This is a genomic window from Methylobacterium sp. Leaf466, from assembly GCF_001425565.1.
Lineage (GTDB): Bacteria > Pseudomonadota > Alphaproteobacteria > Rhizobiales > Beijerinckiaceae > Methylobacterium.
In genome coordinates this window covers 39663-64246 of record NZ_LMRC01000004.1, presented here as the reverse complement: position 1 = coordinate 64246, position 24584 = coordinate 39663, and the positions used below count along the sequence as shown (strand labels likewise).

The window sequence follows — 24584 nt, the reverse complement described above, 5'->3', positions numbered from 1 at the left end:
GGCCTTTTTCGTTTCCGCTCAGGCCGCGACGCGATTGTCGAGGGGAAACACCTTGGCGGGGTTCATCAGCCAGCGCGGGTCGAACACGTTCTTGACCCGCATCTGCTGGTCGAGGTCGGCCTGGGTGTACTGGAACCGCATCAGGTCGCGCTTCTCGATGCCGACCCCGTGCTCGCCGGTGAGGCAACCGCCGACCTCGACGCAGAGCTTGAGGATCGCGTCGCCCGCGGCCTCCGCCTTCTGGAGTTCGCCGGGCGTGTTGATGTCGAACAGGATCAGCGGGTGCAGGTTGCCGTCGCCGGCATGGAACACGTTGGCGACGCGCAGGCCGTGGCCGGCGCAGATCGCGCCGATCCGCTCGAGCACCAGCGGCAGCTGCCCGGTGGGGATGGTGCCGTCCATGCAGATGTAGTCGGAGATCCGGCCGGTGGCGCCGAAGGCGGACTTGCGGCCCTTCCAGATCGCCGCGCTCTCGGCCTCGCTCTGCGAGACCTTGAAGCTCGTGGGGTTGAAGCCCCGGGCGATCGCGACGATGCGCGCGAGCATGTCGGTGCACTCGGTGTCCGAGCCCTCGACCTCGATGATCAGCATCGCCTCGGCATCGCGCGGGTAGCCGGCCTGGGCGAAATCCTCGGTGATCAGGATCGCCTCGCGGTCCATGTATTCCATCGCCACCGGGATGATGCCCGCCGCGATGATCGCCGCGGTGCAGGCGCCGGCGTCCTCCACCGAGGAGAAGCCGAACAGGGCCGGGCGGGCGCCCTCGGGCCCGCGCAGGATGCGCACGGTGGCCTCGGTGACGATGCCGAGCTGCCCCTCCGACCCGCACACCAGGCCCAGCAGGTCGTAGCCGGCGGCGTCGAGGTGGGCGCCGCCGATCTCCACCACGGTGCCGTCGTGGGTGACGAGGGTGACGCCCAGCAGGTTGTTGGTGGTGACCCCGTACTTGAGGCAATGCGCCCCGCCCGAGTTCATCGCGATGTTGCCGGCGATGGTGCAGGCGAGCTGGCTCGACGGATCGGGGGCGTAGAAGAAGCCCTCGTGGGAGACCGCACCCGAGATGGCGAGGTTGGTGATGCCCGCCTCCACCCGCGCGGTACGGTCGGCGTAGTCCACATCGAGGATGCGGTTCATCTTGGCCACGCCCAGGATCACCGCATCGGCCTGCGCGATCGCCCCGCCGGCCAGGGAGGTGCCGGCGCCCCGCGCCACCACCGGTACGCCCTGGGCGTGGCAATAGGCCATCACCGCCGAGACCTCGGCGGTGGTGGAGGGCAGCACCACGGCCAGCGGCATCTGGCGGTAGGCGGTGAGCCCGTCGGTCTCGAAGGCGCGGCGCTCGTCCTCGGTGACGATCAGCGCCTCGGCCGCCACCAGGGGCCGCAGGCCGGCGACGATGGCGTCGCGGCGGGCGAGGATGGCGGCATCGGGAACGGGGAAGGCGATCGTCATCGGGCGTTCTCCTCGGGGGCTCCTCGACGGTCCGTCCTTCAGCATTCGCTCATCATCGCCCGGCTAGAACGGGGCGTCCGAGGGCGAGGCGAAGCCGAACCTTGATCGGCATCCTAAAGCAGGTTGCGCGAAAGTGCGCGGCGGTTTTGCCCCGATCGTCATCGAGAGCGAACCTGTCGGGCGCCAAAGGGTTATCGAGCGGGTGCGGACTTCGGGCGTGGGGCGGCGAGGGCTTCCTTTCGCCGCAGGCGCCGGATCCCGGTGGTCCGCGTTCTCAGTTTCGACCTGTTCCAAACGGGCAAGCTCTGCCATAAGCCGGTCGGCCATAAGCAAGCGGCGGTTGCCGCACATGGAGGAATACATCGATGCGTCATCTCATTCTCGGCGCCGCCTTCGCGCTGCTCCTTCCCCTGTCGGCTCAGGCGCAGGATGCCGCCGCCGGTGAGAAGGCATTCGTGGCCTGCAAGGCTTGCCACGCTTTCGGCAAGAACGGCGTCGGCCCCAACCTCACCGGCGTCGTGGGCCGCAAGGCCGCCTCCGTCGAGGGCTACAGCTATTCGGCCGCTCTCAAGGACTCGGGCCTGACCTGGGACGAGGCCACCCTCAAGGAGTGGCTGATCGGCCCCGCCGCCAACAAGGTGAAGGGCACCAAGATGGTCTATGCCGGCCTCAAGGACGAGAAGAAGGTCGCCGACGTGATCGCCTACCTCGCCACCATGAAGTAAGCGCCGCCCTCGACGCGTCGGCCGGACGTTCGATCCGTACCGACGTGCCGAGACCTAGCGTGCAGAGACCGTACGTCGAAGCCGTCTCCGATCGATCGGAGGCGGCTTTTTTTCATGGTCCGGGGCGGCATCCTCAGGGGTCGTCGGACTCGAGGCTGCCGTGCAGGGAGCCGCGCAACCCGACGAGCAGGTCGAGAAGGTCGCGGCGTGCCTCCGGGCTCATCCCGCTCATCCCGCCGGCCTTGGCGGGAATGCAGTCGAGCCGGCCCTCGAGTTCCCTGCCCTTGGCGGTCAGGAAGATGCTGACCTGGCGCTCGTCGGTGCGGTCGCGGGCCCGGCGGACGTGGCCGGACGCCTCCATCCGCTTGAGGAGGGGCGTCAGCGTGCCGGAATCGAGGAAGAGGCGATTGCCGATCTCCTTGACGGTCAGCCCCTCGCTTTCCCACAGCACCATCAGGACGAGGTATTGTGGATACGTGAGGTCGTGGCGCGTCAGCAGGGCGCGGTAGGCGCGTCCGAAAGCGTGGGCGGCGGAATAGACCGCAAAGCAGAGCTGCGCGTCGAGCCGCTGGGCATCCCCGGCCGGGGGCGCCTCGGCGGGGGCGTCCTGCGCCGTTGCGATGGTGTGCCGGCCCGTCATGATCCGCCGTTCCGCCGGGCGATGTCGCCACGATTTTTTGCATTCATTCCGGACCTTAGGGATATCCGGCATGCGGCACAATCCAGGGGCGGGGATCGTTCGGGGCAATCGGGTTCACCCGATCGCCCTGGGGGATCGTGTCAGAGTTCCGAACCCAGCGGACTGTCATCGGGTGCGGCCGAGACGGCCACGATCCCATCATTCCGGGTCTGGGGAGCAGGGCCCGGAATCCAGGACCACCACATGCGTCCAAGACGGCTTGCGTCGGCGGCCCCGGGTTCCGGGTTCGCCTGCGCGGCGCCCCGGAAAGACGGGGAGGGGGCGTGACCGGTACGGCTCGCCGTTTCGCTCGGCGCGTCGTCGACCCGGGTTCGGAGTTCCACGGTACCCGTCCCTGGCACGGGCACGCCGCCGCGGTGGAGCGCACGCGCCCCCTTGCAACGAACTCGATTGCGCACAATCTGGTTCTGAGGCAAGGCGGCGGTCGGCGCGTCCGGTCACCGCATCGGCGCGGAACGGCAGGCCGCCCTCGGGCCTTTTACCGACGCCACCGTCCCACGCGACAGCCGGCCCCCGCGCACAACCAGGAGATCGACATGAAGGCTCTCTATACCGCCCACGCCCATGCCACCGGCGGCCGCGAAGGCTCCGCGGCCACCGACAACGGCGCGCTCAGCGTCGGCCTCTCCACTCCGAAGGAGCTCGGTGGCGGCGGCGGCAACGGCACCAACCCCGAGCAGCTTTTCGCGGCCGGCTACGCCGCCTGCTTTCTCGGCGCGATCAAGTTCGTGGCGGCCAAGGACAAGGTGAAGATCTCCGACGACGCCAAGGTCGAGTCCACCGTCGGCATTGGCCAGCGCGACGACGGCGCCGGTTTCGGCCTCGTGGTGACCCTCAAGGCGACCCTGCCCGGCGTCGACCCCGAGGTCGCCGCCGACCTCGTCAAGCGCGCCGACGTGGTCTGCCCCTATTCCCACGCCACCCGCGGCAACATCCAGGTCGACATCTCGGCGGCCTGATACGGTTTCCGCTTGGATCAAGCGGGAACCGTATCACCGAGCCCGGGCGGCGCCTGAGCGAAACCCATGTCCGCATCACGAAGTGATCAACCGGAAATGGGATGAGGCGGCGGCCCGCGCTCAGTTGAGCTGCCAGAGCGCCGCGTTGAGAAGGGTCGCGAAGGCGACCCAGGCGGCGTAGGGCACCAGCAGCCAGGCGGCGATCCGGTCGTAGCGCCAGCTCGCCCGGATCGTCCACAGGATCATCACGAGCAGCGCCACCACCACGACGAGGCCCGCGCCCATGGCGTGGGCCGAAAAGAACACCGGCGTCCAGGTGGCGTTGAGGACGAGTTGCGCCGCGAAGGCGGCGACCGCCAGCCACCAGCCGCGCGAGGTGGGTCCGGTACGGGGCCGCGCCCCGAGCAGCCGCCAGGCCGAGGCGACGATCATCAGGTCGAGAATCGTCCAGGCGACGGGAAACGCCCAGTTCGGCGGGTTGAAGCTCGGCTTCTGCAGATGGGCGTACCAGCCCTCGATGTTGGGGGTCGTGGCCATCGACCCGATCACCGCGGTGGCGGCCACCGGCAGGATCGCCAGGGCGAGGCGCGGAAACAGGGGAGGCGGCGCGCTCGGCACGCTCGTGACGGTGGTCATGGAACCGCGGGTTCTCCAGGTGGGGCGGGGCGGGCCCGCGCGTCATGCCTGAGCTTGCGATCCCGATCCCGTTCTGCAAGTCCCGATCGACAAGGCCCGATCGACAAGGCCCGATCGACACAGTCCGATCGACACCGCCTCGCCAGGAGCATCGACCATGACGCAGTCCGACCCGCCCGACGAGGCCGGCCGTCCGGTGTGGGCGCGGCGCAGCCTCGCCGCGCAGGCGATGGGCGCCGTCGACCCGGCGACGCGGGCGGTGGTGGCGCCGCTCCACGTCTCCACCACCTTCCTGCGCGATCCCGACAACGGCTACAGCTCGGGCTATTCCTACGCCCGGCCCGACAACGCCACGGTGCGCGACTGCGAAGCCGTGGTCGCGATGCTCGAGGGCGCGCCGGCCGCGATGCTGTTCGGCTCCGGCATGGCCGCGGCCACCGCGGTGTTCGGCGCCCTCGAACCCGGCGACCACGCGGTGGTGCCGCGCGTGATGTACTGGGGCCTGCGCCGCTGGCTCATGGCCGAGGCGCCGCGGCGGGGTCTCGAGATCGACGCCGTCGCCATGGACGATCTCGATGCCCTCAGGGCGGCGATGCGGCCGGGCCGGACCAGGCTCGTCTGGATCGAGACCCCCGGCAATCCGCTCTGGACCATCACTGACATCGCCGCGGCCGCGGCCATCGCGCATGAAGCCGGGGCACGTCTGGCCATCGATTCAACCGCCGCCTCGCCGATCCACACCCGGCCGCTGGCGCTCGGCGCCGACATCGTGATGCATTCGGCCACCAAGATCCTCAACGGCCATTCCGACGTGGTCGCCGGGGTGCTCGCCACCGCCATCCGCGACGCCACCTGGGAGCGGATCGGGGCGATCCGTTCGGGGGGCGGGGCGATCCTCGGGCCGTTCGAGGCCTACCTGCTGATGCGCTCCCTGCGCACCCTGCCCCTGCGGGTGGCGGCCCAATCGGCCACGGCCGCCGATCTCGCGCAGCGGTTCTCGCGCCATCCCCGCATCACGGGGGTGCTCTATCCGGGCCTGCCCGACGACCCCGGCCACGCCGTCGCCGCCCGGCAGATGCAGGGCGGTTTCGGCTTCATGCTCTCGATCCGGGTGGCGGGCGGCGAGGCGGCGGCCATCGCCGCGGCGGCGCGGGTGCGGCTGTGGAAGCGGGCGACGTCGCTCGGTGGCGTCGAGAGCCTGATCGAGCACCGCGCGTCCGTCGAGGGGCCGGGCACGCCGTGCCCGCCGGACCTGCTGCGGCTCTCGGTGGGGATCGAGGACGGCGACGACCTGTTTTCCGATCTCGACGCGGCGCTGCAATCCTGACGCGATCGAATTCCCCCCTCGCGCGTTGGGGAGGGCCCTTCTCGCGAGACCGCCAGCCCATGACCCTCCACCGCCTCCTGACGAGCGCCGCCGTCCTCGTCGCGCTCGCCCAGCCGCTGCATGCGCAGGGCGCGCCCCCCGACCTCGACCTCGAGGCCACCTGCCGCTCGGCCGGGTCGATCAGCACCGGCACGCAGAAGGAGAGCCGGGACGGCTGTCTGCGCTCCGAGCGGGAGGCGAGGGACGAGGTCAAGCGCCGGTGGGGCGAGTTCACCCCGGCGGCCAAGACCCAATGCGGCAAGCAGGCCCAGCTCGGCGGTTCGCCGGGCTACGTCGAGATGGTCACCTGCCTCGAACTGGCCAGCGGCAACCAGGGCACCGGCACCGATGGCGTCAAGGGCAAGCCGAGCCGGACGACGCCGGTCCAGCCGGCTCCCGAGCAGCGCACCAACCCCATCGACGTCCTGGGCAGGCCCGCCGGGAAGTAGGACGACCGGCGGGTATCAGTGCGGCGAGCCCGCCCGCACCTCCTCCGGCCGCCAGACCGGCTCGCCGGCGCGGGTGGGGCGCCCCGGCTGCCCGCCCGCGGCGGCAGGGGCGCCGCCCCGGCTCTGGGCGAGATCGATGAGCTCGGGCGCCTGGGCGGTGTCGTCGGCGGTGAGGAACAGCCCGCGGGACCGCGCGGCGCGGCCGAGGTCGGCCCGGCTCGTGAGCACGCTCTGGGCGGGGCTCGTGAGAAGGGCGAGGGCGATCGGGCCCAGCCACAGGGCGAGCCAGAGGTCGCCGGCATAGACGAGGAGGCCTGCGAGAACGGCGCCCACCACCAGGGCGTCGGCCTGCAGGCGGCAGGCCTCGCGCCAGGGCACCTGGCGGTCGTCGCGGACCTGGACGTCCCAGCGCACCACCCGGCCGAGGAAGGTGGTGGCCACGGCCCCGGCGGCGAATAGCGTCATCACCGGCCACAGCAGCACCCAGACCACCTGTTCGAGGGCCGCGCTGATCAGCAGCGAGCGGGTGCCGCCGAAGGCCGCCCGGCGCTCGGCCGAGGCGAGGACGTGGCCGAGGCTGAGCAGTTTCGGGAGCGCCATCGTGCCGATGGTCAGGGCGGCGAGCGCATGGGCGGCGAGGCCGGTGCCGGTCAGCCCGTAGGCGAGCAGGCCGAGGTCGCCGGTGAGCGCGGCCTGGGTTCCGGCGGCGGCCAGGAAGGCCAGCCACAGCGGGCAGGCGAGGTAGGAGAGGATGCCGACGCCCAAGTGCCAGCGGCTGGCGCCGCGCAGGCCCGGCATGCCGAGCACCCGCAGGTGCTGCATGTTGCCCTGGCACCAGCGGCGCTCGCGGCCGAGGAGATCGACGAGGTTGGTCGGCATCTCCTCCCAGGTGCCGCCCATCTCCGGCAGGAGGCGGACCTCCCAGCCGGCCCGGCGCAGGAGGGCACCCTCGACGATGTCGTGGCACAGGATCTCGCCGCCCAGGGGCGCCTTCCCCGGCAGCACCGGCAGCTCGGCGTTCTGCGCGAAGGCCTCGATCCGCAGGATCGCGTTGTGGCCCCAGTAGCTCCCGTCCGGTCCCTGCCAGGTCTCGAGGCAGCGGATGGCCAGCGGCGCGTAGAGCCGCACCGCGAACTGCTGGATGCGGGCGAACAGGGTGTCGCGGCCGGCGGCGTAGCTGACGGTCTGGATCAGGCCGACCGCGGGGGCTTCCTCCATCAGCCGCACGAGGCGGCGCATGGTGGCCCCGGTCATCAGGCTGTCGGCATCGAGCACGATCATGAAATCGTACTCGGGGCCGTAGGTCTTGCAGAACTCGGTGATGTTGCCGGCCTTGCGGCCGGTGTTGCGCTCGCGGCGGCGGTAGCGGAACCGCGGGAGGCCGGGCCCGTTCTGCGCCGCCCAGGCGGTGATGCGCGCGAACTCGTGCTCCTCCACCGCGGCGATGGCGCCGTCGCGGGTGTCGGACAGGACGAAGAGGTCGATGTCGTCGCCGTGCCCGCCCTCCCGCTGGAGCGAGCGGGCCATGACGCGCAGGGCGGAGAACACCGCCACCGCGTCCTCGGCATGGATCGCCACCACCGCGGCGGTGCGGCTCTCGCCCGAGGCCCGGGCCGGCACGGTGGCCGCGCGCCGTTCCAGCGCCGATTGGGCACGCGCGCCCATTCCCGCGGCGATCAGGCCGTAGAGGTACTGCCAGGCGACGAAGGACTGCCAGGTCATCACAAGGGCGAACAGCGTGAACACGCTCCAGCCGAGGGCGCCCTCCGGGCGGCCGTAGGCGGCAAGGGCCAGCCCGGCGATGGCGCCGGCGGTGCCCAGCGTCGCCAGCGCCAGCGCCATCCGGCGGCGGGCCAGGGTCGCGGCGAGGCCGGGCTCGTCCCGGATCTCGGGCGCCTCGACCTCGGGGTGGCGCGCATCGTGTGGCGACCGGAGAAGCGACATGGCGGAACAACAATCGCGAGCGGGACAAGGCGGCTTGCAGCCTGGGGACGACATAGGGGTCGCACGCCTGAATGTCGCCCGAACGAGCGCGAGGGCTCGGCTTCAGGCGCCGGGGCGTCCATAACGCTCCCGACGCAGCGGATGACGAGGGTTCGACGATGGGACGACGAGCGACGGCGGCGGGGCGCCTCCTCCTGTGCGGCGCATTCCTATGCGGCCCGCTGTCCGTGCCGGTCCGGGCGCAGGTCTCCGTGCCACCGACACCCGCGATGGAGTCGGTCGGCCAGGTCCGCGAGATGCTGGCGCCGGACCGGGCCGGGATCGCCTTGCGGATCGAGGCGACGGGGGCCACCGCCGATGCGGCGAGCCGAAGCCTCGCGGCCAAGGTGAACCGGGTGCTCGGCGTCGTGACGGCGGCGGGCATCGCGGAGGCCGACACCGAGAGCGACGGCCCCACCGTCCAGGAGCTCTACGAGACGGTGCGCGACGAGCGCGGCCGCGAGCAGGTCGAGAAGCGCCGCCGCACCGGATACAGCGCCGCCTACGGATTGACCCTCACCACGTCGAACCTCGCGGGCCTGCCCGAGCTGCTGCCCCGTCTGTCCGAGGCCGAGGGCCTCGTCAGCGGGGTCGAGTTCAGCCTGAGCGACGCGCGCAGCCGCCTCCTCGCCCTCGAGCAGCGCGCCGTGAAGGACGCGCTGGAGCGGGCCGGCCGGCTGATCGCGGCCTCGGGCGCCAGGCCCGGCCGCATCCTGGCCATCGCCATCCCCGGCGACGAGGGCATGGACATGCGTCGGGCCGGCAGGCCCATGAAGGCGGCGGCCCCCGCGGCCGACCGCGAAATCCGCCTGCCGGTCCGGCCCGGCCGCATCACGATCGAGGCGCGGGTGAGCGTGACGGTGGAGATCGTGGCGCCGTGAAACGATCGTCCGGCGATCGGATCGGTTCTTGCCGGCCGCCCTTGTCCGCACGGGCGGCCCCCGACATGAGACGGTGCGAAGCGTCACAGCCCCACGTTCGTTCGAAGCCTGCACGATCGTTCCGAGAAAGAACCGATGACGGATACCTCCCTCCCGCCCGATCCCGACGCCCTCTCCCGGCGCGGCCTGCTCCAGGCGGGTCTCGCCACGGCCGCCGGGGCGCTGCTGCCCGCCGCCGCCCTCGGCCAGGAAGGCGCACCGATGACCTTCGAGGGTGTCGTCGCCCAGGCCCGCGCGCTGGCGGAGGCGCCCTACCAGCCCCAGCCCGACGACCTTCCGCCGGCCCTGGCCAAGCTCGACTACGACGCCTATCGCGCCATCATCTTCCGGCCCGAGGCCGCCCCCCGGCTCAACCGCCTGTTCTCGGTGCAGCTGTTCCACCGCGGCTTCCTGCAGAGGAAGCGCGTCGCCCTCTACCTTCAGAGCGACGTCGGGGCGCCGCGCCGGATCGCCTACGCGCCGGGCCTGTTCCAGCTCGGCGACAAACTCGCCGGCCGGAGCTTCTCGACCGAGCTCGGCTTTGCCGGCTTCCGGCTGCACTACGCCTTCGACCCGGCGAATGCCGGCCGCCAGGAGGAGTTCCTGGTTTTCCTCGGGGCCTCGTATTTCCGCTTGCGCGGCAAGGGCCAGGAGTACGGCCTGTCGGCGCGCGCGGCTGCGATCGACACCGCCAACCCCGGCCACCCGGAGGAGTTTCCCGACTTCACCGCCTTCTGGATCTGTGAACCGGAGCCCGAGGCGCGGGCGGTGACGGTGCTGGCGCTGCTCGATTCGCCGAGCCTGTCGGGGGCCTACCGGTTCGACATCGCGCCGGGCGACCCCTCGCGCATCACGGTCACGTCCTCGCTGCACCCGCGCCAGGCGATCGGGCGGCTGGGGATCGCACCCCTCACCAGCATGTTCCTGCACGGCCAGAACGGGCCGGGCGCGCGCAACGCCGTGCCCCTCGACGATTACCGGCCGCAGGTCCACGATTCCGACGGGTTGGTGGTGGCCACACCCGGCGACCGGGCATGGCGGCCGCTCGTCAACGGCCGGGCCGGGCCGCAGGCGTCCCTGTTCCGGGCCGACGACCTCGTGGGCTTCGGGCTTCTGCAGCGCGAGCGCCGCTTTGCCGCCTATCTCGACGTCCAGGCCCGGCAGGAGGCCCGTCCCGGCCTGTGGGTGGCCCCCCAGCAGCCGGGCGGCTTCGGGCCGGGCGCGGTGGAGCTGTTCGAGATCCCCTCCCGGGAGGAATACGCCGACAACATCGTGGCCGCCTTCGTCCCGAACGGACCGGTCGCGCAGGGCGCGCGCCTCTCCTTCGACTACACCCTGACCACGGTGGGCCAGGAGCCCGACCCGGCCATCCCCGGCGACCTGGCGCGGGTGGTCTCGACCCGGGTCGGGTCACCCGACCAGTTGCGCGTGGTCAAGCCGCCGATCCCCGGGCGTCGCCTCTTCGCCATCGACTTCGAGGGCGCGAACCTGCCCGACAGCGCGGAGGCCGACATCACCGCCAGCGTCTCGGCCAGCGCCGGCAAGATGGTCGATCCGGTGATGGAGAAGGTCACGCCCACCGGCGGCTGGCGCCTCTACGTCGAATGGCGTCCCCCGACCCCGCTGCCCCCCGGCGACATCGTGCTGCGCGCCCGCCTGATGTTCGGCGGCAAGCCGGTGAGCGAGACCTGGGACGCGGTGGTGTAGCGGTAGGATCTCGCGCTCAGAGCCTGTTTGATCTGTATTTCCAAGGCTTTCCCTCATCCTGAGGTGCCGCGAAGGCGGCCTCGAAGGAGACCTCCAGGGATCGCGGCGTCCCCTGGAGGTCTCCTTCGAGGCTCCTTGCCAAGGCAAGGAGCGCCTCAGGATGAGGGAAGGAGCCGGGACACGCTGTCTTGGCCCGCGGGGATGAGCTGATATCGTTGGTCGAACAGGCTCAATCCAAACGCCAGTCGATCGGCGCGACGCCGTTCCGCACCAGCCAGTCATTCGCCTTGTCGAAGGGTCGTGAGCCGGCAAAGTCGCGCAGGCGGTTGAGGGGCGAGGGGTGGCCGCTCTCGACGATGCCGTGGCGGTTCGTGTCGATCAGGGCGGCCCGCGCCCTCGCCGGGGCGCCCCACAGCAGGAACACCACCGGGCGGCCCTGGGCGGAGAGGTGGCCCACGACCTCGTCGGTGAGGGCCGACCAGCCGTAGCGCAGGTGCGCGCCGGCTTTGCCGGCCTCCACCGTGAGGGCCGTGTTGAGCAGGAGCACGCCGCGCCGCGCCCAGGGGGAGAGGTCGCCGGTGGGCGGCACCGGCGCGCCGCCGGGGCATTCGGCCAGGATCACCTTGAGGGAGGCCGGAAGCCGGCGCGGGCCGACGTAGGAGAAGGCGAGGCCATGGGCGTCGCCCGGCGTCGGGTAGGGGTCCTGTCCGAGGACCACGGCCTTCACCGCCTCGGGCGGCGTCAGCGCCAGCGCCGCGAAGATGTCGTCCGGGGCGGGCAGCACCGTGGCGCCCTCGGCGATGCGCGCATCGATTCTGGTTGCCACCGCGTCGGCCGCTCCGCCCTTGAAGAACGGCAGTTCCAGCCAGCCCGACCCGCAGGCGCGGAAGCGGGCGAGCGCGGTGGCGACGGGCCCCGTCACCGGATCACGATGCGGCCCTGCGCCTCCACGCCCAGGGGGGCCTTTTCGCGGATGAAGGCCATCACCTCGTTGGCGAGCAGCCTGCCGTCGCTCGGAGAGACCAGGGTGCGGCCTTCCGAGAGGGCGCTGTAGCCGTTGCCGCCGTCGAACAGGAAGCTGTTGGAGGCGACCGTGTAGCTGCGCGATTCGTCGAGGGCGCCGCCGGCGACGCTGATGGCGCTGATGCGCCGGCCCGGCGGCCTGGTGGCATCGACGGTGACGGCGAGACCCGAGACCTGCGGGAAGCGCCCGGCCGGCCGGCCGACCTCGCCGAACCCGGTCTCGAGCAGGCTGCGGATCTGGGCGCCGGTGAGCGAGACCAGCACGGTGGTGTTCCCGAACGGCAGCTCGCTCAGGATGTCGCGGCGGGTCAGCACGGTGCCGGCCGGGTAGAGCTTGTCGCCGCGGATGCCGCCGCCGTTGGTGATCGCGATCTCGGCCTTGTGGGAGGAGCGCAGGGCGTCGGCCACGAGGTTGCCGAAGCTGGACTCGCGGGCCCGCACCGTGGCGATCCGGCTGTCGAGTTCGCCCTCGGTGACGCCGACCGGCACGTCGAGCTCGCGCGACAGCCGCGATTCGAGGCGCGCCACCACCGCGGCGGCCTCCGGGTCCGGCGGCACGGTGCTGGTGTCGTGGATGCGAAAGCTCGGCCGCCACGCGACCTGCCGGGTCTTGCCCTGGCCGGTGACGGTGGCGAAGACGTCGAGGGCGGTGACGAAGCGGGCGTCGAAGCTCGATTCGACCATGGCGCGCTGGCCGTCGTAGCGCACCACGAGGTCGTGGTCGTGGCCCGACAGCAGGATGTCGACGAGGCCGGTGGCCAGGATCGCCTCGTCGAGGGCGCGGCCGGTGTGGGCGACGCAGACGACGAGGTCGGCGCCGGCGGCGCGCAGGGCCGGGGCCTCCCGGGCGATCGCCTGCAACTCGGGCTCGAACACAAGGTCGCCGGGGCTCGATTTCTCGGCGGTGGTGGAGAGGGTAAGGCCGAGGAGGCCGACCTTGACGCCGCCGAGGGTGACGAGGGTGCTGTCGCGCAGGCCGTGCAGGCGCTGGCCCCCGGCATCGCGCAGGTTGGCGGCGAAGACCGGGAAGTTCGCCTCGCCCATGCGCTGGACGAACACCGCCGGGCCGAAGTCGAACTCGTGGTTGCCGGGCACGAAGATGTCCGGCGGCGCGATGTTGAGGAGTTCGACGATGTGGGCGCCGCGATCGAAGCCGGACATCAGCGAGGGCGAGAGCGAATCGCCGGCGTGGGCGTAGAGCATCGGCACCCCGCGTGCCCGCTCGGCCCGCACCACGGCGGTGAGGCGGGGAAAGCCGCCGCGCCCCTCGTGCTCGGCCATCCGGTAGACGTCGTTGACGAGAAGGAGCGTGAAAGTCGGCTCCTGAACCGGCGCCCGGATCGCCGCATGCGCCGGCCCTGCGATGCCCGTCGCGAGGCCCGCTCCGAGACCGAGACCGAACGTCTGGCGGCGGTTGGGAGGGGACATGATGGCGATCGTCTCCGGAACGTGGTTGCGACCACGATGTGGTGAATACCTTATACCAGCGACCTTCGACCGCGTCCGGTCAAGGGCACCCGCACACCGGACGGGACAGGATCGCTGGTGGTGACCGTCGGTCTTAGACCGACGATCATGAAGGTCAGACAACAGCCGGGCGGCGGCTCCCGCGAAAAAACCGGCTCAGCGCGAGGAGAAAGTGTCGCGCACCGCCTTGGCATTGCGCCGCAGCATCGGCAGCACCCAGGCGCCCGAGGCCAGGAAGGCGCCCGGCGCCATCGGTTCCAGGTCCACCGCCAAGCGTTCGGCGAGGCCGGGGTTGGCGAGGGCCGGCATCGGCGCGTCGGTGCGCCGGTAGACCACCGTCGTGTCCTCGCGCCAGAAATCGGGGTGCGGCACCAGGCCGGCGCGGCGGGCCGTGAGGTCGAGGGTCTGGCGCACGAAGCCGTGGACGTGGGCGAAGTGGAAGCGCTCGTGCGGCGGTTTGCCGGTGGCGGCCATGTTGGGCACGGCGATGTAGAGCAGCCCGTCCGGCTTGAGCCAGCGCACGAGGCGCAGGGCGACGTCGGCGGGATCGCGCAGGTGCTCGAAGACGTGGTGGGTGGTGATGACGTCGAAGTAGCCGGGCGCGAAGCGGTCGTCCTCGGCGTCGTCGAGGACCTCGATGCCGTGGTGCGTCCGGGCGTAGGCCGCGTAGTCGCGCCCCGGCTCGACGCCCACCGCCTCGCAGCCGAGCCCGCGGGCCGCGGCCAGGAACTCCCCCGAGCCGGACCCGAAATCGAGCACCCGCGCGCCGGGCTTGAGCTTGGGCGCCAGGAGTTCGGCCCGGAACGCGGCCTCCCGGGCGCTGCGCTTGAGATGGTGGCGCGGCGGCCCGCCGGCGAAGGCGAGCTGGTAGTCGGCCCGGTAGGCGTGGGCGTAGTAATGCGCCAATTCGTCGGGCGTCGGCATCGGGTCGGTGCGGATCAGGCCGCATTGGGCGCAGGCGACGGAGCGCAGCGTCTTCAGCCGGCGGTCGCTCTTGGCCACCACCACCGCCTCGGCCGAGCCGCAGAGATTGCAGGCCGTGGCCTCACCCCTGTACGGATAGCCGGTGAACGGCATGAAGTGGTTCAGGAAGTACCGGGGAGACGGCATGTCGCGCCTTGATCGATCGGGGCATCGCTGGCAGGGCCTGTGATCTAGTTAGATATGCACGGGTAGACAACCGTGCCCTATGTGGCCGGTCAGGCCGCCGCCGCGTCGGTGCCCCAGCGGGAAGTGTGATGAACGAACGCGTCGAACCGGCCCAGGTGAATCCGGCCCAACTGCAGCCGGCCCCGATGAAGCAGGCCCAGGTGCATCCGGCGTCGGCGCCGGTGAACCAGCCCGTCGCCGGCACCCTGCCGCCCGAACATCCGCCCGTGCGCTGGGGCCGCGTCGGCGTGCTCCTGATGAACCTGGGCACGCCCGAGGGCACCAGCTACTGGCCGATGCGCCGCTACCTCAAGGAGTTCCTCTCGGACCGGCGCGTCATCGAGGTGCCGCGCCTGATCTGGTGGCCGCTCCTCAACCTCGTAATCCTGACCAAGCGCCCGGGTCCGAAGGGCCGCGACTACGCCAGCGTCTGGAACAACGAGCGCAACGAGGGCCCCCTCAAGACCATCACGCGCGGCCAATGCGAGCGCCTGCAGGAGATGATGGGCGACCGCGTCGTGGTCGATTGGGCGATGCGCTACGGCAAGCCGGAGGTGTCGCTCCGCCTGCAGGCCCTGCTCGACCAGGGCTGCGACAAGATCCTCTTGGTGCCGCTCTACCCGCAATACGCCGCCGCGACCTCGGCCACCGCCTGCGACCAGGCCTTCAAGGCCCTCATGCAGATGCGCTGGCAGCCCACCGTCCGGGTCTCGGCGCCCTATCACGACGACCCGGTCTACATCGAGGCGATGGCCCAATCGATCCGCGAGGGGCTGGCCAAGCTCGACTTCGACCCGGAGGTGATCCTGACCTCCTTCCACGGGGTGCCCAAGAGCTACCTCCTCAAGGGCGATCCCTACCATTGCCAGTGCGTGAAGACCGGCCGCCTCATCCGCGAGGCGCTGGGGTTCTCGCCCGAGCGCATGCGCACCACCTTCCAGTCGCGCTTCGGCAACGAGGAATGGCTCAGGCCCTACACCGACGAGACCGTGCAGACCCTGGCCAAGGAAGGCGTCAAGCGCATGGCGATCGTGGCGCCGGGCTTCACCGCCGACTGCCTCGAGACGCTGGAGGAACTCGACGGCGAGAACCGCCACTACTTCGAGGACAACGGCGGCGAACGCTTCGCCTATATCCCCTGCCTCAACGACAGCGACCTCGGCATGAAGGTCATCGCCAACGTGGTGAACCGGGAGTTGCAAGGCTGGGCGTGAGGGAAGGCCGTCAGCCGCAGGACGGCGGTGGTCGAGCGACGGCACCGCTTCGCGGCACTCCCTCGGCGGCGTCCCGGATCATCCCTCCCGTCGCTACGGGCATCCGGGAGAGGGTCGGGTTTCACGCGTCGCGCTGAAGCGCTGCTTTCCGGAAAGGCGCCTGCCCATATGCCGGGCGCCGCCCTTCCACCGCCATGACGGTGCAGGGGGCGACGACGGGTAAAAGACCTCTGTCGCCAAACACGGCCCGGGTTGATAAGGGCTCACCATCGACACGATGCCCCACCTCGAAGGCGGCGAGCGGACCCATGACGAGACCGGAGGCGGGCGGCGCCAGCGACGACGGCCGGAGGCAGGCGGCCCTGGCCGCCCATTTCGCCGCGCAGGGCTACGGCGCGGTCACGCCGCCGGTGCTGCAGCCGGTGGAGCCCTTCCTGGAACTGTCCGGCGAGGACATCCGCCGGCGCATCTTCGTCACGCAGGATGCGGCGGGCGCCGAATACTGCCTGCGACCCGAGTTCACGATCCCCGTCTGCCGCCATCACCTGACACGCGGCCTCGGGGCCGGCGCCGACTACAGCTACCTTGGGCCGGTGTTCCGGCTCGCGCGCGGCGAACCCGACGAGTTCTTGCAGGCGGGCATCGAATCGATCGGACGCGTCGACGTCCCGGCGGCGGATGCCGAGGTGGTGGGATTGGCGCTGGAGGGGCTGGCCCTGTTCGGCCGCACCGAGGTGGTGGTGCGCCTGGGCGACATGGGCCTCACCCACAGCTTCCTCGACGCCCTCGCGGTGCCCCCGGCCGCCAAGCGCCGCACCCTGCGGGCGCTCGCCGGCGGGCGCTCGCTGGACGAGGTCGCCAACGCGGCCAGCGTCGAGGACCCGCACGCGGGCCTGCTGTCGGCGATCCAGGGCCAGGACCCGCGCGGGGTGCGCGCCTTCGTCGAGGACGTGCTGTCCATCGCCGGCATCTCGCGGGTGGGCGGGCGCAGCGCCGGCGAGATCGCCGAGCGCTTCCTCGCCAAGGCCGCCGCCCAGGCCAACGGCGGCGCCGGACTCAACGCTGAGAACCGCGCCTTGATCGAGCGCTACCGGGCGATCGACGCCGATCCCGACCGGGCGGCGGGCCAGATCAGGGCCTTGGCGCGGGACGCGGGCCTCGACCACCCGCCGCTCGACGAGGCCATCGGCCTCGTGGAGGAGCGCACCGGCTTCATGGCCGCGCGCGGCCTCGAGGTGGAACGGTTCCGGTTCTCGGCCGGCTTCGCGCGCAACCTCGATTATTACACCGGCATGATCTTCGAAGTGACGGACACGGGCGCCGCCACGGTCCTGGTCGGCGGCGGCCGCTACGATGGCCTGCTGCAGCACCTCGGCAGCCCGGTGCCGGTGCCGGCGGTGGGCTGCGCCTTCTGGCTCGCCCGGATGGCGGCGTGAGAGGGACATGGTGATGCCGGACAGCCCCCAGATGCCCACCGCCCTCGTCCTCGCCGTGCCCTCCAAGGGCCGGCTGCAGGAGAACGCCTCCGCCTTCTTCGCCCGCGCCGGGCTCAAGCTCGCGCAGGGGACCGGCGCGCGCGACTACCGCGGTCGCCTCGTCGGCGTGCCCAACGTCGAGGTGCGCTACCTGTCGGCCTCCGAGATCGCGAGCCAGCTCGCCAGCGGCGCGGCGCATCTGGGCATCACCGGCGAGGACCTGATCCGCGAGACGCTGCCGGAGGCGAGCGGCCAGGTCGAGCTGATCACGCCGCTGGGCTTCGGCCAGGCGACGGTGGTGGTGGCGGTGCCCCAGGCCTGGATCGACGTGCGCGCCATGGCCGACCTCGACGAGGTCGCCGCCGAGATGCGGATCCGCCAGGGCCGGCGGCTGCGCATCGCCACGAAATACGTCAACCTCACCCGGCGCTTCTTCGCCGACCACGGGGTCGCCGACTACCGCATCGTCGAGAGTCTCGGCGCCACCGAGGGCGCCCCGGCGGCGGGCTCGGCCGAGATCGTGGTCGACATCACCACGACGGGCGCGACGCTGGCGGCCAACGCCCTCAAGGTGCTCGACGACGGCACCATCCTGCGCTCCGAGGCCAACCTCGTGGCCTCCTTGAAGGCCGAGTGGGGCGCGACCCAGCGGGCGGCCCTGCGCACGGTCCTCGGCCGCATCGCCGCGGAGGAGCGCGCCCGTATCGGCCGCGAGGTGCGCGCCGGAATGCCGATGAGCGGCGACATCGATCTGGCCGGTATCAGTGCCCTGCACGACGCCACGCTGCCCTACGGCGCGCCCACGGGCCGCGACGGCGAGATCGTGATGCAGTGCCCGGTCGACGCGGTGTTCGACCTGGCCGACGCCCTGGTGGCGGCCGGCGCCAGCTCGGTGAGCGTGCGCCGGACCGACTACGCCTTCACCGCCGAGAACCCGCTCCTCGACCGCTTGCTCGCGCGCCTGCCGCCGGCCTGAAGGCCGGCCGCCTACTGCGGACCCTGCTTGGCGAATTCGGCGAAGACCGCGCGCAGGGTCGTCAGACGGGCGTCGTAGGCCCCGCGCAGGCAGGCCTTGTCGCCGGCACAGCTGGCCCGTTCCTTCAGCCAGGCCTCCTGGTCCTCGCGCAGCTTGGCGTTGCCGCCCATCGGCAGCATCGCCCGCAGGATCTCGAACCGCGTCGCCATCTCGACGTCGCGGTCGTTGAGCCCGAGGTCGGCGCAGATCGCGACCTCGTCGGGCGTGCGGGCCTCGGCGCAAGGAAAGCTGGCGGCGGACGCCGGTGCCGCGCCGGACAGGGCGGCGGCCAGGACAAGGCCGGGGAGGACGGACGGGCGCATGCTCATGGAGCGAGAACGGTGCATCGACCGATCCCGTTGCATCGACGTGGCGACCATCGTGAGAATCGGGGAAAGCCGACGGGGATGGCCAGCACCGGCACCGAACGTGCCCGGCCGGCGATAGCCTCGTCACGGCGGCTGACGTGTAAGAAGTGAATGGTGGAGCCTAACGGGATCGAACCGATGACCTCTTCCATGCCATGGAAGCGCTCTCCCAGCTGAGCTAAGGCCCCACATTCAGTGGCCGGGACCCTCGTAAAAGGTCCGTCCCGGCTGTCGTTCCGGCCGGGCGTCTTGGGCGACGTCCGGCGGAGGCGGTTCTATATTCGGGCCGTTGCCCGGACTCAACCCCTTCGATGCCGATCGGAGAGGATTTTTTTAGCCGGCCTCGTCGGGGGAGGTCCGGGTCGACGAGACCGATCAGGTCTCCTCGTCGTTCTCGATGTCGCCGTCGATGAGGTCGGCCACGTCGTCGTCCCCGGCATCCTCCTCCTCGAGGAAGGTGTCGTCGGCATCGGCGGTGTCGCCGTCGGCGTCGTCCGCCACGGGATCGGCCTCGTCCTCGGCCGCCTCGACCTCGTCGAGGGAGACGATCTCGGGTCCGCCCTTCTCGGCCTCGACGTCCTCGTCGTCGTCGGCCGGCACCGCGGCGGCGCGGGCGGCGAGGGCGGGGGCGGCGATGCGGCTCGACGCGGCCGTGACCTGGTAGATCGTCCCGCATTTCGGGCAGGTCGCCGGATCGCGGTCGAGGTCATAGAACTTCGCGCCGCAGCTCATGCATTGACGCTTCAAGCCGAGTTCCGGTCTGGCCACGGGCGAAAACCTCTAAAGATGTGCGGGCTTGGGGGAGGGGGTCCGTTAGTCGGGCGCAAAGGTCCTGTCAAATCGCTCCTGCGCCGCGCCTGCCGGCCGCTCGCCGGTCCCGTGTCCGTCCCTCGTCTCTCCCTTGCCGGTCTTCGGCGGTCTGATGACGGCGCAGCCCCTGCGTGATAACCGGCGCCGAGGTGATCGGTCCGCCCCCGGCGCGGACCCGGCCGCCGACCCCGTCGCGCGCCGGCCCCGACATGACGTCGTGGTCCGGCGATCGAGCCGAAAAGCAAAGCCCCGTGTCGCACGCCTCCGCTCCCCATCCCCTCACGGCCACGGCCGGCGCCCCCTTGCGCGGCGCCCTGCGCCCGCCGGGCGACAAGTCGATCTCGCATCGGGCGATGATCCTGGGCCTGCTCAGCATCGGCGAGACCCGGGTCGAGGGCCTTCTGGAGGGCGACGACGTCCTGCGGACGGCGCAGGCGGCCAAGGCCCTGGGCGCGGGCGTCGATCGCCTCGGCGAGGGCCGCTGGGTGGTGCGCGGCGTCGGCATCGGCGGCCTGTCGGACCCCGCCGGCGTCCTCGACTTCGGCAACGCCGGCACCGGCTCGCGCCTGATGATGGGCGTCGTCGGCGGCCAGCCGGTCACCGCCACGTTCGACGGCGACGCCTCCCTGCGCAAGCGCCCGATGCGCCGCATCCTCGACCCGCTGCTGCGCATGGGCGCGCAGGTGGTCTCGGAAGGCGAGGGCGGGCGCGTTCCCCTGACCCTGCGCGGCCCCCGCGAGGCCATCCCCATCACCTACGAGACGCCGGTGGCCTCGGCGCAGATCAAGTCGGCGGTGCTGCTGGCCGGCCTCAACGCGCCGGGCACCACCACCGTGATCGAGGCGGCGGCCACCCGCGACCATACCGAGCGGATGCTGCGCCTGTTCGGGGCCGAGGTGGCGGTGACGCACACCGGCGAGGGCGGCCACGGCCGCACCATCGCGCTCACCGGCCAGCCGACCCTGCGCGGCACCGACGTGGTGGTGCCCGCCGATCCGTCCTCGGCCGCCTTCCCGCTGGTGGCCGCTCTGATCGTGCCGGGCTCGGACGTGACGATCGAAGGCGTGATGATGAACCCGCTGCGGATCGGCCTCGTCACCACGCTGATCGAGATGGGGGCCGACATCGAGCGGCTTCGCGAGCGCGAGGAGGGTGGCGAGACCGTGGCCGACCTGCGGGTGCGGGCGAGCCGCCTCACCGGCGTCGACGTGCCGCCCGAGCGCGCGCCCGCGATGATCGACGAATACCCCGTGCTGGCCGTGGCCGCGGCCTTCGCGCAGGGCACCACCCGCATGACCGGCCTGCACGAACTGCGGGTGAAGGAATCCGACCGTCTCGCGGCGGTGGCGGACGGCCTGGCGGCCAACGGCGTGGCGCATCTCGTGGAGGGCGACGACCTCGTCGTCCACGGCGACGGTACCCCGCCGCGCGGCGGGGGCACGGTGGCGACCCACCTCGACCATCGCATCGCCATGGCCTTCCTGGTGATGGGTCTGGCCAGCGCCGAGCCCGTCACCGTCGACGACGGGGCGATGATCGCCACGAGTTTCCCGAGCTTCCTGCCGACGATGCAGGCCCTCGGCGCCGCGATCGCGGAGTGAGTCGGATGCCGATGGTGATCGCGATCGACGGGCCGGCGGCCTCCGGCAAGGGCACCCTGGCCAAGCGCCTGGCCGCCCACTACGGGCTGCCCCACCTCGACACCGGCCTGCTCTACCGGGCGGTGGCCCTGACGGTGCTCGACGCCGGCTACGACCTCGACGACAAGGCCGCCGCGGCCCGCGCCGCCGCGAGCCTGATCGCCGACCGCCTCGCCGACCCGCGCCTGCGCCAGCGGGCGATGGGGGAGGCGGCCTCGCGCATCTCCTCGGTGCCGGCGGTGCGCGCGGCACTGCTGGCCTGGCAGCAGCGCTTCGCCGGCGGCGAGAGCGGTGCCGTCCTCGACGGGCGCGACATCGGCACCGTGGTCTGCCCCGATGCCCGGGTGAAGCTGTTCATCACCGCGGCCCCCGAGGAGCGCGCGCGCCGCCGCCACCTCGAACTCGTGCGCCGCGGCGAGACGAGCACGCTGGCCGCGATCCTTGAGGACATCGTCGCCCGCGACGCCCGTGATTCCGCGCGCAGCACCGCCCCGCTCAAGGCCGCCGCCGACGCCGTGGTGCTCGACACCACCGATCTCGATGCCGACGAGGCCTTCGAGGCCGCCCGCGCGGTGGTGGACCGCATGCGCTCACACTGACGGCGGGCCGTCCTCGTCCGGCTGCCGCCCGTAGCGGTTGGGGCCGGGCGTGCCGGGACGCAGCCAGGTCTCGACCAGGAACCACAGCTCGAACCCCGCCATCGCCAGGGCGGTGGCCAGTGTCTCCAGCGGATACGCCTCGGTGAGGTCCTCGATCGGCGCGAAGCCCGCCAGCGCCACCGCGCCGTAGGCCGCCAGCCACCACGGGCTACGGTCCCTGTCGCGCAGGCGTCCGGCCGTGCGCGCGAGCACGGTGAGCGCCAGGGGCAGGAGGCCGGCCGCGGCGGCGATCGCCGGGCCGCGCCAGCCCTGCCCGGCCAGCCACACCGCCAGGCACAGCAGGACGGCCACGGCCAGGAGCGACCGCAGCATGTGTCGCCGGAAGGCACGGGCACCGATCCGCGGACGCGGATCGAACGCCGCCGCGAGCCGGTGATGGCTGAACCTGTCGATCATCGGTGCGGGCATCCGGGGGTGGACCTGACGGGTGGGCCGAGGGCGGCGGGCAGGGCCCGGCTCCCCTCGCCCACGGTGGGCTGGCGTCGCGAGGCCCGCCGACCGCGCCGCCGACCCTCCTCGGGAGCGAAAAATGCTGCAGGATCGCGGGGTACGGCGCAGCTTGGCGCGTGCAAGGGGACGATAACCTGTTTAGGGACGATCCGCCCGGTGCTGTCCGGGCCAACAATCGATGAACTGGGGGCTTTTGACCATGATGGGAGTTTTGAGATCGGGTTTCGTCGCCCTGGCGATGGGTTTGAGCCTGCCGGCCCTGGCCGGGGGCCCGGGCACCTATTCGGTGAAGGGCAACAACGGCACCGCCGATACCGAATACGCGGGCACGCTGGTCATCACCCAGACCAGCAAGGACACGTTCCGGCTGAACTGGAACATCGGCGGCGACAAATACGTCGGCTACGCGGTCGGTGACGCCCGCATCATGGCGGCGAACTTCACCAGCAGCGGGTCGAGCGGCACGGCGCTCCTCGTCGAGGACGACGCCGGCGGCTACAAGAGCATCTGGGCCTTCAACGGCGAGACCAAGCTCGGCGTCGAGATCATCAAGCCGAAGTAGGCGTGTCGTACCATGTCCGGTTGATCACGTCGTGCTGCGGACATGGGCTTCGCTCAGGCGCCGCGCGGGCGCGGTGATACGGTTCCCGCCTGATTGAAGCGGAAACCGTATCACCCCACGCGAGGCCCCGCCGCCGGATCGGCGCGCGGGGCTACGGCACGCCCGCCCGCTTCGCCGCGGCGATGCGCTCGGCCAAAGCCGCGACCTCGGTCGCCAGCGCCTCGGCGGCCACGATTTGGACCATGTGGCCGATGCCGGGCAGCACCACGAGCTTCGCCTGCGGGATGAGGCCGGCGAGCGGCTTGCCCTGTCGTTCGGTCACCACCACCGGATCGGCATCCCCCGCCACGATCACCGTGGGCACGGCGAGGGTGCCGTAGCGCGGGGCCTGGCGCGCGAGGGCCTTGGGAAGGGCGACGAGATCCTGGACGTTGGCCCGCAGGGTCGCGGGCCGCAGCACCAGGGCCGCCCGGCTGGTGTCGATGTAGTCGTCCGGCGCCGCCTGCGGCCGGAACACCGTGCCGCCGACCCGCGGCAGGGCATAGAGGCCCACCGGGCTCGCCAGGGTCCGGCTGAGGACCCACAGCACCGGGGGTTCGAGCGCGAGGGTCCAGTACCAGGGCAGCGTGATCGCCTGCGGGAACGGCAGGGCCACCGGCGAGACCAGGACGAGGCCGGACACGGCGCCGGGATGGTCGAGGGCGATGGCCGCGGCCAGCGCGCCCGCCCAGGAATGGCCGAGCACGATCGCCGGTCCGGTCCCGAGATTGTCGAGGGCCTGCGCGATGGCCCTGGCCTGCGCCGCCGGGGTCGCCATCGCGCCCCCGTTCAGGCGGTCGCTCCAACCGAAGCCCGGCCGGTCGAAGGCGATCACCCGGAAGCCCTGCGCGGCCAGGCGCCGCCCGACGCCCTCCATCGGGTCGGAGGCATTGGCCGAGGCGCCGTGCAGCAGCACCACGGTGCCCTTGGCCGAGGGGTTTGGCCCCGCCTGGATCGTGGCGAGGCGCCCACCCTCCACCGTCACGAACGGCCCCTGCGGCGGCAGGCGCGCGCCGATGCGCAACTCGATGATCAGCGTGGCGACGGCTGCGGCCGCGAGCACGCCGGCCACCACGGCGAGCAGCCCCGCGGCGAGGCCCGCGATTCCCTGGAGGAGGCTCACCGACGCGCTACAGGTCGCGCCCGTCGACGTCCGGCACGAGCTTGTCCAAGGCGGATTTGAGGTTGGGCATGCGCGGGTAGAGAGCGGCGGCGCGGCGGAAGCAGTCCAGCGCCCGGCCCTTCTCGTCGATGGACATGTAGATCCGCCCGAGCGCCGCCCAGGCCTCGAAATGGCGCGGCTCGATCACCAGCGTCCGCTTGAGGTCGGAGATCGCGCTCGCGGAATCCTGCAGCAGCCAGAACACGGTGGCGCGCCGGTTCCACCCCTCCGACCAGCCGGGCTCGAGGGTGGTGGCACGGTCGAGCAGTTCGACGGCCAGGGGGAAGTCCCGCCCGCTCATCGCCTGCCGGGCGCGTTCGGTGAGGAGGTCGGCCGTGGCGCTGCCCGACCGGTCGAGCCGGCGCTCGATCAGGCCGGCGATGCCCTTGGCCTCGGCGTCGTCCTCCGCCGCCCTCAGGCGTGCGTACAGTTCGTCGAGGGTGAGGGGCTGGGCCTTGGGCGCGGGGGCCGGTTCGGGCGCCGCCGATGCCGGCGGGATGGCCGCCGGCACGACGGCGACGGCCCATCCCAGGCAGAGAAGCGAGGCGGCCGAGCGGGCGAGGAAGGATCGCGACATGGTGCGAGCATTCCCGCACCGGCCGGTCCCGTCAACGTGCCGCGCTGACGCGTCGATCCGATCCGCGTCGGTCGACG

Annotated in this window: 24 protein-coding genes and 1 tRNA gene; 12 read left to right on the top strand and 13 right to left on the bottom strand. The window is 71.9% G+C overall.

Going from position 1 to position 24584, the window contains the following annotated elements; translation table 11 throughout:
- Window positions 1–18: 18 nt before the first annotated feature.
- On the bottom strand, window positions 19–1452 hold the full coding sequence (locus ASG59_RS03800) for an FAD-linked oxidase C-terminal domain-containing protein (RefSeq protein ID WP_056282115.1): 1434 nt from the start codon (window positions 1450–1452) through the stop codon (window positions 19–21).
- 365 nt (window positions 1453–1817) lie between these two features.
- Here ASG59_RS03800 and ASG59_RS03795 point away from each other — a divergent pair, with 365 nt between their 5' ends.
- Window positions 1818–2177: a cytochrome c family protein gene (locus ASG59_RS03795; protein ID WP_056282113.1), complete on the top strand. Its 360-nt coding sequence runs from the start codon at window positions 1818–1820 to the stop codon at window positions 2175–2177.
- Between the two features lie 133 nt (window positions 2178–2310).
- On the opposite strand, the gene ASG59_RS03790 is transcribed toward ASG59_RS03795, so the two are convergent.
- Window positions 2311–2817, bottom strand: coding sequence for a MarR family transcriptional regulator (locus ASG59_RS03790; RefSeq protein ID WP_082528609.1), 507 nt, complete (start codon window positions 2815–2817; stop codon window positions 2311–2313).
- A gap of 596 nt (window positions 2818–3413) precedes the next feature.
- Between ASG59_RS03790 and ASG59_RS03785 the strand changes: the two genes are divergently transcribed.
- Complete coding sequence (locus ASG59_RS03785) at window positions 3414–3836, top strand: organic hydroperoxide resistance protein (RefSeq protein WP_056407074.1); 423 nt, start codon at window positions 3414–3416, stop codon at window positions 3834–3836.
- 120 nt (window positions 3837–3956) lie between these two features.
- Here the strand turns inward: ASG59_RS03785 and ASG59_RS03780 are convergent, their stop codons facing one another.
- Entirely contained in the window at window positions 3957–4472 is a 516-nt protein-coding gene (locus ASG59_RS03780) for a TspO/MBR family protein (RefSeq protein ID WP_056407072.1), read from the bottom strand.
- A 157-nt stretch (window positions 4473–4629) separates the two neighbouring features.
- Between ASG59_RS03780 and ASG59_RS03775 the strand changes: the two genes are divergently transcribed.
- Both ASG59_RS03775 and ASG59_RS03770 read left to right on the top strand, forming a co-directional pair.
- Window positions 4630–5799 (top strand): aminotransferase class V-fold PLP-dependent enzyme, encoded by a 1170-nt coding sequence (locus ASG59_RS03775; RefSeq protein WP_056407071.1) that lies wholly within the window; start codon window positions 4630–4632, stop codon window positions 5797–5799.
- 59 nt (window positions 5800–5858) lie between these two features.
- The gene (locus tag ASG59_RS03770; RefSeq protein ID WP_055886233.1) at window positions 5859–6287 is read left to right on the top strand and encodes a hypothetical protein; all 429 of its coding nucleotides are present in this window, start codon (window positions 5859–5861) and stop codon (window positions 6285–6287) included.
- A 15-nt stretch (window positions 6288–6302) separates the two neighbouring features.
- Here ASG59_RS03770 and mdoH read toward each other — a convergent pair whose 3' ends face one another.
- Window positions 6303–8231 (bottom strand): glucans biosynthesis glucosyltransferase MdoH, encoded by a 1929-nt coding sequence (gene mdoH, locus ASG59_RS03765; protein ID WP_082528608.1) that lies wholly within the window; start codon window positions 8229–8231, stop codon window positions 6303–6305.
- 269 nt (window positions 8232–8500) lie between these two features.
- Here mdoH and ASG59_RS03760 point away from each other — a divergent pair, with 269 nt between their 5' ends.
- Window positions 8501–9151: an SIMPL domain-containing protein gene (locus ASG59_RS03760; RefSeq protein WP_056407069.1), complete on the top strand. Its 651-nt coding sequence runs from the start codon at window positions 8501–8503 to the stop codon at window positions 9149–9151.
- 261 nt (window positions 9152–9412) lie between these two features.
- Window positions 9413–10897: a glucan biosynthesis protein gene (locus ASG59_RS03755; RefSeq protein WP_055886482.1), complete on the top strand. Its 1485-nt coding sequence runs from the start codon at window positions 9413–9415 to the stop codon at window positions 10895–10897.
- A 229-nt stretch (window positions 10898–11126) separates the two neighbouring features.
- Here the strand turns inward: ASG59_RS03755 and ASG59_RS03750 are convergent, their stop codons facing one another.
- The 3 genes from ASG59_RS03750 to ASG59_RS03740 form a co-directional block, all read right to left on the bottom strand.
- The gene (locus ASG59_RS03750) at window positions 11127–11819 is read right to left on the bottom strand and encodes a uracil-DNA glycosylase (protein ID WP_055886227.1); all 693 of its coding nucleotides are present in this window, start codon (window positions 11817–11819) and stop codon (window positions 11127–11129) included.
- Window positions 11816–13348, bottom strand: a complete 1533-nt coding sequence (locus ASG59_RS03745; RefSeq protein ID WP_056407067.1) for a bifunctional UDP-sugar hydrolase/5'-nucleotidase — start codon at window positions 13346–13348, stop codon at window positions 11816–11818. Before ASG59_RS03745 ends, ASG59_RS03750 begins: the two co-directional genes overlap by 4 nt.
- A 195-nt stretch (window positions 13349–13543) precedes the next feature.
- A complete protein-coding gene (locus ASG59_RS03740; RefSeq protein WP_055886222.1) occupies window positions 13544–14497 on the bottom strand; it encodes a class I SAM-dependent methyltransferase in 954 nt (317 codons plus the stop codon).
- Window positions 14498–14682: 185 nt separating this feature from the next.
- Here ASG59_RS03740 and hemH point away from each other — a divergent pair, with 185 nt between their 5' ends.
- From hemH to hisG, 3 genes are all read left to right on the top strand, one after another.
- A complete protein-coding gene (gene hemH / locus ASG59_RS03735) occupies window positions 14683–15750 on the top strand; it encodes a ferrochelatase (protein ID WP_056407112.1) in 1068 nt (355 codons plus the stop codon).
- A 308-nt stretch (window positions 15751–16058) separates the two neighbouring features.
- Window positions 16059–17186, top strand: coding sequence for an ATP phosphoribosyltransferase regulatory subunit (locus ASG59_RS03730; protein ID WP_055886218.1), 1128 nt, complete (start codon window positions 16059–16061; stop codon window positions 17184–17186).
- A 13-nt stretch (window positions 17187–17199) separates the two neighbouring features.
- Complete coding sequence (hisG, locus tag ASG59_RS03725) at window positions 17200–18201, top strand: ATP phosphoribosyltransferase (RefSeq protein ID WP_055886480.1); 1002 nt, start codon at window positions 17200–17202, stop codon at window positions 18199–18201.
- 11 nt (window positions 18202–18212) lie between these two features.
- Here the strand turns inward: hisG and ASG59_RS03720 are convergent, their stop codons facing one another.
- The 3 genes from ASG59_RS03720 to ASG59_RS03710 form a co-directional block, all read right to left on the bottom strand.
- Window positions 18213–18587: a lysozyme inhibitor LprI family protein gene (locus ASG59_RS03720; RefSeq protein ID WP_200938177.1), complete on the bottom strand. Its 375-nt coding sequence runs from the start codon at window positions 18585–18587 to the stop codon at window positions 18213–18215.
- A gap of 133 nt (window positions 18588–18720) precedes the next feature.
- A tRNA-Ala gene (locus ASG59_RS03715) sits at window positions 18721–18796 on the bottom strand.
- Window positions 18797–18983: 187 nt separating this feature from the next.
- The gene (locus tag ASG59_RS03710; protein ID WP_082494409.1) at window positions 18984–19376 is read right to left on the bottom strand and encodes a TIGR02300 family protein; all 393 of its coding nucleotides are present in this window, start codon (window positions 19374–19376) and stop codon (window positions 18984–18986) included.
- Window positions 19377–19669: 293 nt separating this feature from the next.
- On the opposite strand from ASG59_RS03710, the gene aroA reads away from it, so the two are divergent.
- Both aroA and cmk read left to right on the top strand, forming a co-directional pair.
- The gene (gene aroA / locus ASG59_RS03705; protein WP_056282096.1) at window positions 19670–21019 is read left to right on the top strand and encodes a 3-phosphoshikimate 1-carboxyvinyltransferase; all 1350 of its coding nucleotides are present in this window, start codon (window positions 19670–19672) and stop codon (window positions 21017–21019) included.
- 5 nt (window positions 21020–21024) lie between these two features.
- A complete protein-coding gene (gene cmk / locus ASG59_RS03700) occupies window positions 21025–21657 on the top strand; it encodes a (d)CMP kinase (protein WP_055886208.1) in 633 nt (210 codons plus the stop codon).
- Here cmk and ASG59_RS03695 read toward each other — a convergent pair.
- Window positions 21649–22113, bottom strand: coding sequence for a DUF805 domain-containing protein (locus ASG59_RS03695; RefSeq protein WP_056407064.1), 465 nt, complete (start codon window positions 22111–22113; stop codon window positions 21649–21651). The genes cmk and ASG59_RS03695 overlap by 9 nt on opposite strands.
- Before the next feature lie 265 nt (window positions 22114–22378).
- Here ASG59_RS03695 and ASG59_RS03690 point away from each other — a divergent pair, with 265 nt between their 5' ends.
- A complete protein-coding gene (locus ASG59_RS03690; RefSeq protein WP_055886203.1) occupies window positions 22379–22729 on the top strand; it encodes a hypothetical protein in 351 nt (116 codons plus the stop codon).
- Window positions 22730–22880: 151 nt separating this feature from the next.
- Here ASG59_RS03690 and ASG59_RS03685 read toward each other — a convergent pair whose 3' ends face one another.
- Together ASG59_RS03685 and ASG59_RS03680 are read right to left on the bottom strand one after the other, a co-directional pair.
- Window positions 22881–23891, bottom strand: coding sequence for an alpha/beta fold hydrolase (locus ASG59_RS03685; RefSeq protein WP_056407061.1), 1011 nt, complete (start codon window positions 23889–23891; stop codon window positions 22881–22883).
- Between the two features lie 7 nt (window positions 23892–23898).
- Entirely contained in the window at window positions 23899–24507 is a 609-nt protein-coding gene (locus ASG59_RS03680) for a tetratricopeptide repeat protein (protein ID WP_055886198.1), read from the bottom strand.
- Window positions 24508–24584 lie beyond the last annotated feature (77 nt).